At 33.2% G+C, this 8,715-nt stretch carries 9 protein-coding genes; 7 read left to right on the top strand and 2 right to left on the bottom strand.

Features of this window, described 5'->3' with window-relative positions:
• From VNJ50_RS09985 to VNJ50_RS09975, 3 genes are all read left to right on the top strand, one after another.
• A partial coding sequence (locus VNJ50_RS09985; protein WP_325581440.1) for an asparagine synthase-related protein occupies window positions 1-305 on the top strand: 305 nt, incomplete at its 5' end.
• Between the two features lie 6 nt (window positions 306-311).
• Window positions 312-1,448 (top strand): glycosyltransferase family 4 protein, encoded by a 1,137-nt coding sequence (locus tag VNJ50_RS09980; protein WP_325581438.1) that lies wholly within the window; start codon window positions 312-314, stop codon window positions 1,446-1,448.
• A 14-nt stretch (window positions 1,449-1,462) separates the two neighbouring features.
• Window positions 1,463-2,074 (top strand): sugar transferase, encoded by a 612-nt coding sequence (locus tag VNJ50_RS09975; RefSeq protein WP_325581442.1) that lies wholly within the window; start codon window positions 1,463-1,465, stop codon window positions 2,072-2,074.
• Window positions 2,075-2,116: 42 nt separating this feature from the next.
• Here the strand turns inward: VNJ50_RS09975 and VNJ50_RS09970 are convergent, their stop codons facing one another.
• Window positions 2,117-2,773, bottom strand: coding sequence for an HAD family hydrolase (locus VNJ50_RS09970; protein WP_325581436.1), 657 nt, complete (start codon window positions 2,771-2,773; stop codon window positions 2,117-2,119).
• The gene (locus VNJ50_RS09965; RefSeq protein WP_325581435.1) at window positions 2,757-3,728 is read right to left on the bottom strand and encodes an ATP-grasp domain-containing protein; all 972 of its coding nucleotides are present in this window, start codon (window positions 3,726-3,728) and stop codon (window positions 2,757-2,759) included. The genes VNJ50_RS09970 and VNJ50_RS09965 overlap by 17 nt, the downstream gene beginning before the upstream one ends.
• 396 nt (window positions 3,729-4,124) lie before the next feature.
• Here VNJ50_RS09965 and VNJ50_RS09960 point away from each other — a divergent pair, with 396 nt between their 5' ends.
• The 4 genes from VNJ50_RS09960 to VNJ50_RS09945 all read left to right on the top strand — a co-directional run.
• Window positions 4,125-5,243, top strand: coding sequence for a DegT/DnrJ/EryC1/StrS family aminotransferase (locus VNJ50_RS09960; protein WP_325581434.1), 1,119 nt, complete (start codon window positions 4,125-4,127; stop codon window positions 5,241-5,243).
• A gap of 3 nt (window positions 5,244-5,246) precedes the next feature.
• On the top strand, window positions 5,247-7,139 hold the full coding sequence (locus VNJ50_RS09955) for a nucleoside-diphosphate sugar epimerase/dehydratase (RefSeq protein WP_325581432.1): 1,893 nt from the start codon (window positions 5,247-5,249) through the stop codon (window positions 7,137-7,139).
• Between the two features lie 68 nt (window positions 7,140-7,207).
• Entirely contained in the window at window positions 7,208-7,939 is a 732-nt protein-coding gene (locus tag VNJ50_RS09950) for a polysaccharide biosynthesis/export family protein (RefSeq protein WP_325581430.1), read from the top strand.
• A gap of 24 nt (window positions 7,940-7,963) precedes the next feature.
• On the top strand, window positions 7,964-8,715 hold a 752-nt coding region (locus VNJ50_RS09945; RefSeq protein WP_325581428.1), incomplete at its 3' end, for a Wzz/FepE/Etk N-terminal domain-containing protein.

Genomic DNA, 8,715 nt, shown 5'->3' with positions numbered 1-8,715 from the left:
AAGGTTGGAACAAAAAATACATTTTAAAAGAAGCGTTTAGGGATCAATTTCCTAAAGATTTTTTGGATAAAAGTAAAAATGGCTTTGGCAGTCCAGCTGGCGATTGGTTGAGACAAAGTCTTAAAAGTGAACTTGAGAGTTATATTGAACCTGAGTTTTTAGCAAATCAAAACATATTTAATGTCGAATTCATTACCAAATTGGTTAAAGATCATCTAGAAAGTAAAATAGATAACACTTTTAGAGTGTGGTCGTACTATTGTTTTCAAAAATGGTATAAGTTTACTTTTCTTAAACAGCGTTAGTTCAAAATGGAAAAGAAAAGAATATTATTAATAGCCTCGTACGACGGCTCTCTTATTGAATTTAGAGGCGATTTTATAAAAAACTTAATCAATAACGGGTTTGACGTATATGCTGCTGCGCCTGAATTTACTGAACATTATCGAAAACTAATTAAAGACATTGGCGCGGTTCCTATTGATTTTAAATTGCAACGCACAGGACTTAATCCCTTAAAAGATTTTAAATCAATACAAGAACTCAAATCCATTATAAAACGCCATAAAATTGACTTGGTTTTTCCATATACGGTAAAACCAGTCATCTATGGTTCTATAGCTGCCAATATGTGTAAAGTGCCAGTAATTTCATTGATTACGGGATTAGGCTATGCTTTTACGGGACTTTCATTTAAGGTAAGAACCTTGCAGCGCTTTAATGAAATGTTGTATAAACTTTCTATAAGAAAAAACAAGGTAATTGTATTCCAGAATAAAGATGATTATGAATTATTTTTAGATCGGAAAATAATTACAAAACACCAAAAAGTCGATTTTGTAAGTGGCTCCGGCGTTAATTTGAATAAATACACATTTAAAGAAAAAAATCCAACTGAAAATGTGTCTTTCCTATTAATTGCAAGGTTAATTAAAGAAAAGGGTATTGCCTATTATATGGAAGCTGCTAAAATCCTGAAAGCAAAATATCCTAAAACCGAGTTCCATTTAATTGGTGGCAATGAAAACTCGCCATCCGCAATTAGTAAAGATGAAATAAATTTATTGCATGATCAAGGTGTGATTATTTTTCATGGCATCCAACATAACATCGAAAAACATCTTCAGCAAAGAGATGTTTTTGTTTTACCAAGCTATTATCGCGAAGGCCTACCTAGAACAAATTTGGAAGCTTGTGCATGCGGCAATCCTATTATCACTACTGACTCTGTTGGATGTAGAGAATCTGTTAGACACGGAGTTAATGGTTTTTTAATAGAACCGCAAAGTCAAGATGCGCTAATTGAAGCTATGGAATATTTTATTACTAATCCTGATAAAATTAAAGAAATGGGCTATAATAGTAGAAAATATGCCGAAGAACGTTTTGATGTCAACATTATTAATAACGATTTACTAAAATTGATAAATAATGTACTTAAAATATAATTAATATCATGAATATATTTCAAGCTACTATAAAGCGCCTTTTTGATTTTTTATCAGCAGCAATTGGACTAATAATCATATCCCCAATATTCATAGTATTGGTTATTTCCTTATTAATTGCAAATAACGGTAAACCATTTTTTTACCAGGCGCGTACGGGAAAAAACGGAAAAATCTTTACGATTATTAAGTTCAAAACCATGAATGACAAAACGGATAAAAACGGCAAACTATTACCTGCATTGGAGCGCGTAACTACAGTTGGCAATTTTTGTAGAAAACTTTCGTTGGATGAACTCCCACAACTTTTAAATATCCTTAAAGGCGATATGAGCTTGATAGGACCTCGTCCCCTACTGCCACATTATCTTCCGCTTTATAACAAAACACAATTTAGAAGGCACGAAGTCTTACCAGGAATAACAGGTTGGGCACAAGTGAATGGCCGAAATGCCATCAGCTGGGAACAAAAATTTGAATATGACGTGTATTATGTAGATCACCAATCGCTTGCGCTGGATTTTAAAATTATACTAAAAACCATAGACAAAGTTATTAACAGAGCGGACATCAACAATTCAGAAAGTCTTGATATGCCAGAATTTAAAGGTTCAACAAATCAGTAAAAAATCACTCGTTTATAAAACGATTCATTCTCATGGGATTATTCAAACCGTTCTAATCTCTTTTATCGAAAAGATAAATTCTTGAGGTAAATTTTCGGGATTTAAATGTTTATAAGATTCAGAATGTATATTCTTTCCATTATCTAGCAGTGCCACACTTTTCCATCCGAGAGCATTAGGCCCAATAAAATCTTTCTTTAAATTATCAGCTATATAATAATATTCTGTTCCTGACAAAGTATTCTCAATAACCTTGAAATTGGCGACATCTGGCTTTTCAGAACCAATTTCTTCAGATATGACAACACAATCAATAAAACTTAAAATTCCTAAACTTTCAAGTTTTGCTCTTTGTGTTTTTGAACGGCCGTCTGTAACAATTCCAATTTTACCCTGTTTGGATTTTATCGCTTCGAAGATTTCAAGAACACCATCAAACAATTGGATATCGGGTTGGTGATTTCGATACAAGTCAATTAATACAGATATTTCGACATCATAAGCATCTGCCAAAAATTCAAAAACGTTCAATTTATTTCTATATAAAGAAAACATTTTTGCAAACAGCAATTTCCAATTATTGCGATCTAAAAATAATGCAATGGATTTGTAAGCTGATCTTAAATAATCCAATTCGTTGTACAAAGTGTCATCTAAATCAAAAACGACAACTGTATTTTGATCAACCTTTATATCCATGTACTAAAATTTCATCGTCATAACGAATCATCAACAAATCACTTTCCCATACATCAAATTGATCTTCAATAGATTTACCCAGCATATATTCATTAATAATCCATTTTGAAAAATTAGCACCGGCCAAATATGATAAAGGATACCCACCACCAAAACGAGGATTGATCTCAATGCCATAAATCTTACTTTTATCTGTTTTATTCATAAAAAACTGTGCTGTAAGACATCCAACGGCACCATTAATATGATTCAAATTCTTTTTTATATAGGGGACAATTTCATTATTGTTCGTTAGAGCTTTATACACTTCACCATCTCTAACTTCTATTCTTTTTCGAGGTACAACACATTTTAAATTATGATCTTTCCCATAATACAAATCACAAGTATATTCGTCATGTTCTTCTTGATCCAAATACTCTAAAAACATAAGCTTTTCATTCTCTATATGGTAATCTGTCAATTCATCCTCTGTATTAATAACAAATGTATCTACACTTCTACTTCCGTCAAAAGGTTTAATAAAAAGTGGCAGTTTGTAATCAACCTTCGGATATTCCTTAGCGACATTTATATGATGTTCTTTAAAGAAATCATGGATCATTCTTTTATCTCTACATTTTTCGACTAATTCAATAGAAGAAATGACCACATTAATTCCTAATTTTTCAAACCGTTCTTTGTTTTTAGCAAGGTCAAGAAGTTCGGTGTCTATGGTTGGAATGACCAATGAAATATTGTGAATTTTACAAAAATTAGCTAAAGAATCAATATACGTTGGATCATCTAATCGTGGTGATTGAAAATAGTCATCTGCAACCTGGCACGCAGCCGATAAAATAGGATTAGAATCCGTTGCGAATACTTTTCCATAAGGATTAATACTTTTCAATTCTTTTTGAAAAGATCTCACAAGTGAAACCCTCCGGCCGGCTGAAGTTATTAAAATATTCATTTTCTAATTTTGATTGATAATTTAAAGTGATATTTTACAGAAATTAATTAAAGGCAATAAATATAATATACAAAACATAATCCAAGTCAAAGAAACGACATAAAATTTAAAACAAGGAGTAAATAGACATGTAGTTTTATTTGCCAAAATATTTAGCTTAACTAGATATTTTAGTTTTGATGGCAAATTTTAAAAATTAAAATCCCTGATTGCTACATATTGTTTAAATTTATAATCAGATTAAACAACGTGAAAATTTACATTTAATCGTTTTAATTCGGGTGGTTTGAACATAATAACAGATATTTATCATTTATTCTAAAATCGTGTCCCCAACCCCTCTATCGACATGAAATTGAATGGTAATTTTAAACGTTACTTAACAATTTTTAACTTATGAATCCAAAAATATGGCTCTCATCACCACATATGAGCGGGAATGAGCAATTTTACATCCATGAAGCTTTTGCATCTAACTGGGTGGCACCTTTAGGACCGAATGTTAGTGGTTTTGAAATGGATCTTCAATCCTACCTCAATGAAGATCGAAATGTCGCGGCGTTATCGTCTGGTACGGCTGCACTTCATCTAAGTCTTATCCTATTGGGGGTTGGTACTGGTGATGAAGTCATCTGCCAAAGCAAGACCTTTTCTGCTTCTGCTAATCCTATTGTATATCAAGGTGCAACACCTGTTTTTGTGGATAGTGAAAAGGAAACTTGGAACATGTGCCCATTACAATTAGAAATTGCCATTAAGGATAGAATTTCGAAAGGGAAACATCCAAAGGCAATTGTCGCCGTACATTTATATGGAATGCCCTATAAAGTAGATGAAATAAATAAAATAGCTGCAACTTATAATATTCCTGTCATTGAAGATAGTGCAGAAGCTTTAGGCAGCCAATATAAAGGTCAAAAATGTGGAACGTTTGGCGATTTCTCAATATTATCTTTTAATGGCAATAAAATCATCACGACTTCTGGTGGCGGTGCTCTAGTTACAAGAACGGCCAGTAACAAACAGAAAGCCATATTTTTAGCAACGCAGGCACGAGACGATGCACCGCATTATCAGCATTCACATATTGGATATAATTACCGAATGTCCAACATTGTAGCTGGTATTGGTCGCGGACAAATGACTATATTAGATAGCCACATAGAAAATCGACGCGCTAATTATGACTTTTATGCCAAAGCCTTTAGCAATTTTGAGCAAATCTCCTTATTACAAGAGCCCGAAGGTCATTTTTCAAACCGATGGTTATCCTGTATTTTGTTAGATTCAAAAACTACAAGAGAAGGATTAAGACTGGCATTGGAAAAGGAAAACATAGAGTCTAGGCCTTTATGGAAACCGATGCACCAACAACCAATTTTTAAGGATGCACCAAGTTATATTAATGGCGTGTCGGATGAATTGTTTGAAAAAGGATTGTGCTTGCCTAGTGGCTCTAATTTAACAGATAATGAGCGTAACAGAATATTGGATGTTATTAATTCGTATTTTTAGCAAATGACCTATAAGTTTATACATAAGATATCTCAAAAGTATGCCTCCAAATGGTTGGTGTTGCTGTGCGATTTATTGATTGTAGCACTAACTTTCTTTTTGGCCTATTTCATCCGATTCAATTTCAAATTGGATTTTGACATCAATTTAGTCTTGAATCAAATTCCTTTTGTTTTGGTGGCTGCCACAATATGCTTTATCGCCGTAAGATCCCATAAGGGCGTTGTAAGATTCACGGGGTATAAAGACATTATCAATATTATTATTGGTGCCAATATTTTAGCAACTATTCTCATTGTTGTAACATTCTTTAGTCGGAAATTCAATTATGATCAGTTTTTTGACATTCCTGGATCTATCATTTACATTCATTTATTGCTAAATATAGCTTTCATTATCGGTTTTAAATTGGTTATAAAATCGTTATACAACAGTCTAACCAATGATTTTGTACCCACCAAAAATGTGCTGATTTTTGGTGCTGGAAATTCAGGAATGATTACTTATGATGCGATTAGCAAAGACCCTCAAAACAGCTATCAAGTTATTGGATTTATAGATGACAATGAAAGCAAAGTTGGGAAAAAGATAAATCTTCTCCCGGTTTATAGCTTAAAGAAAATAACTGCGGAATTAGTTTCTAAAAACGCCATTGAAGAAGTTATCGTTTCAATCCAAAATATTGATCCGACCCGACTGCTAAAAATAACAGGTTATTTATTTGATTTAGGACTTCATGTAAAAATTGTTCCGCCAGTCCAAAACTGGATTGATGGGGATTTGAGTATTGGGCAAATTAAAAAAGTCAATATTGAAGATCTTTTGGGACGAGACCCAATATCAATTATTAATCCTGCGCTTACCGATGAATATGAAAACAAAGTCATACTTATTACAGGAGCGGCTGGATCCATTGGAAGTGAAATTTGCAGGAAAATAAGCAAGTATAATTACAAAAAGCTAATTCTGGTAGATAATGGCGAATCAGCACTTTATGATCTCCAACAAGAATTTAGACAACTGGGTTTAGAAAATATAGAAGCAATTATTGCTGATGTAAGAAACGAATGTCGAATTGATCAAATATTTAACTTATATAAACCTAAAGTTGTTTTTCACGCAGCAGCATACAAACACGTCCCTTTAATGGAAAACAATCCGTTTGAAGCCGTTAGTGTTAATGTTGTAGGCACTAAAAATGTTGTTGATATTTCTGTTAAACACAGTGTAGATAAGTTTGTTCTAATTTCTACAGACAAGGCCGTCAACCCTACCAATGTTATGGGAGCCACAAAACGTGTTGCCGAACTCTACATTACCTGTCTCAAAGAAAAAGGAAAGACAAAATTCATTACCACCCGATTTGGTAACGTATTAGGATCCAACGGATCTGTGATTCCATTATTTAAAAAACAAATTGCAAAAGGTGGCCCTTTAACTGTTACGCATAAAGATATCACCCGATATTTTATGACCATCCCTGAAGCATGCCAATTGGTATTGGAAGCTGCAGCAATGGGCAACGGCGGAGAAATTTTTGTATTTGACATGGGCGAACCGGTCAAAATATTTAACCTTGCAACCAATATGATCATCTTATCCGGACTACGTTACCCTGAGGATATTGATATAAAGATTACTGGTTTAAGGCCGGGCGAGAAAATTTATGAAGAACTCTTGGCTGATGGTGAAAACACCATAAAAACTTACCATGATAAGATTATGATTGCAAAATCAAGACATATAGATGTTGCTAACGTAGAAATCCAAATAAACAAACTAACTACATTAAACTCATTAACACAACCCTTAGAAATAGTGTCCTCAATAAAACAGTTAATTCCGGAATATAAATCTAACAACTCTACATATGAAGTTCTGGATAATAGAAAATAATCTTGTTTAAAAAATCTCCTCAAAAAATGAAAACAAAACTTATTATACTCTCAATACTAGTCGTAACAATGGCTACATCGTGCACTACGAGCAAAGATTTCGTGTATTTTCAAGACCGCCCTTTGAGTGAAGGTTATCTTAATTCAACTCCTGAGCAGCTAATTTATAAACCTGATGATATCTTAATGATAACTGTTAGTGCTGAAGACCCCAAAGTTGTTCAACCGTTTAATTTAATGATTGTATCGGAAAGTGATGACCTCGTGAATGTCACAGGTAATGCAAGAATGCAAACCTATTTAATTGATTATAATGGTAATATTGAATTTCCAGTTTTGGGTACTTTACATATTGCGGGTATGACACGAATACAACTAACCGAAATGTTGAAAAACAAAATAAGTGAGCATGTCAAAGATCCGATTGTAAATATAAGACTGTTAAATTTTACGATAACAGTACTTGGAGAAGTTTCTGACCCAGGCACATTTACCATTCAAAACGAACGAATTTCATTACCAGAAGCGCTGGGCTTAGCCAATGATTTAACAATTTATGGTAAACGTAAAAACTTACTTTTAATTCGCGAAGTAGATGGCCAAAAAAAGTTTGCTAAAATAGACCTTACTTCTGTAAACGCGGTAAGTTCCCCACTTTACTATCTCCAGCAAAATGATGTTTTAATAGTTGAACCTAACAATGCCAGAGTACGTTCGGCAAATTACAATCAAAATAATGCCATCCTCATTTCGGCCATTGGTACATTAACAACCATTGTAGCTGTTTTCTTGATTAAATAACCTCATACAACAACAATAAAAAACATGCACCCAAAAAATACCCCATCTACAGAAGAATTAAAAAAAACGTTGGATCTCTATCTTTCCAATTGGAAATTAATCTTGTTTTGTATTATTTTAACAATTGGATTAGCTTTCGTTTTTCTTCGATATACTACCTATCAGTACGAAGCATCCGCAACCATTAAGATTAAAGATGAAAAGCAATCTCAAAAATTGCCAAGTATGGCTGAACTTACTAAAGGTGGACTATTTGCTGAAGGAAGCAATAAAATTAAGGATGAAATTGCTGTAATGACTTCACGCAGTATTATTAGTAATATTGTAAAAAACTTACATCTTAACATCAGATACTATGAACAAGGTAAAATCAAAGAGCAGGAACTTTATAAAAATCCTCCATTAAAACTAAATTTTTTTGTCAGTGACTCCATCATCCACCAAGTAGACACAACACTCTTCATTAAAGTAAAATCGTCTTCAGAATTCTTAATGTTTACCGATAATGGAAAGTCTATTATTGATCGATCAGATTCTGATGGAACACTATATGCGTTTGGTGATCGTATTAAAACACGATTTGGCGATATGATCATAATTCCCAATATTGGTAATCACAGTCCAAAGATTGGTAGTAATTTAAAGGTATCTATCAATCCAATAAATTTTATGGTTGACTTATACAAGCCGAAAATAAAAACTTCGATGGAAGATGGATTGAGCATAGTACAGCTACAACTTAAAGACAATATCCCAGAACGTGCGGTTGATTTCTT

This window comes from Gelidibacter sp., assembly GCF_035577925.1.
In the GTDB taxonomy this organism is placed as follows: Bacteria; Bacteroidota; Bacteroidia; order Flavobacteriales; family Flavobacteriaceae; genus Gelidibacter.
Note: the sequence above shows the minus strand (reverse complement) of the source record. Positions and strands in the feature narration are given on the sequence as shown.

Bases quoted from the DNA above. Each gene is read 5' to 3' on its own strand.
- VNJ50_RS09960 (WP_325581434.1), top strand. From the start codon at position 4,125: ATGAATCCAAAAATATGGCTCTCATCACCACATATGAGCGGGAATGAG.
- VNJ50_RS09950 (WP_325581430.1), top strand. From the start codon at position 7,208: ATGGCTACATCGTGCACTACGAGCAAAGATTTCGTGTATTTTCAAGAC.
- VNJ50_RS09970 (WP_325581436.1), bottom strand. From the start codon at position 2,773: ATGGATATAAAGGTTGATCAAAATACAGTTGTCGTTTTTGATTTAGAT.
- VNJ50_RS09980 (WP_325581438.1), top strand. From the start codon at position 312: ATGGAAAAGAAAAGAATATTATTAATAGCCTCGTACGACGGCTCTCTT.
- VNJ50_RS09955 (WP_325581432.1), top strand. From the start codon at position 5,247: ATGACCTATAAGTTTATACATAAGATATCTCAAAAGTATGCCTCCAAA.
- VNJ50_RS09965 (WP_325581435.1), bottom strand. From the start codon at position 3,728: ATGAATATTTTAATAACTTCAGCCGGCCGGAGGGTTTCACTTGTGAGA.